This is a genomic window from Pseudomonas sp. DCB_BI (genome assembly GCF_026240995.1).
Taxonomy (GTDB): Bacteria; Pseudomonadota; Gammaproteobacteria; order Pseudomonadales; family Pseudomonadaceae; genus Aquipseudomonas.
This window is the reverse complement of record NZ_JAPFCG010000082.1, coordinates 1-393: the sequence shown is the minus strand read 5'-3', so window position 1 is coordinate 393 and position 393 is coordinate 1. Positions and strand designations below refer to the sequence as shown.

1 protein-coding gene is annotated in these 393 nt (G+C 56.5%); it reads left to right on the top strand.

Annotation, left to right across the window (positions count from 1 at the left end):
* Positions 1–4: 4 nt before the first annotated feature.
* Positions 5–393: immunoglobulin heavy chain variable domain-containing protein (locus OO258_RS27820; RefSeq protein ID WP_416309233.1), on the top strand; the 389-nt coding region annotated here is incomplete at its 3' end.

Below are 393 nucleotides of genomic sequence, written 5' to 3'. Positions count from 1 at the left end.
GGCCATGGCCCAGGTGCAGCTGCAGGAGTCTGGGGGAGGCTTGGTGCAGGCTGGGGGGTCTCTGAGACTCTCCTGTGCAGCCTCTGGATTCACTGTCGGCGATTATGCCATAGGCTGGTTCCGCCAGGCCCCAGGGAAGGAGCGTGAGGGGGTCTCATATATTAGAATTAGTAAAGGTACAACATGGTATGCAGACTCCGTGAAGGGCCGATTCACCATCTCCAGTGACAACGCCAAGAAGACGGTGTATCTGCAAATGAACAGCCTGAAACCTGAGGACACGGCCGTTTATTACTGTGCAGCCCGATCCAGGGGCATAGGGACTACTACAGATGAGTATGACTATTGGGGCCAGGGGACCCAGGTCACCGTCTCCTCACACCACCATCACCA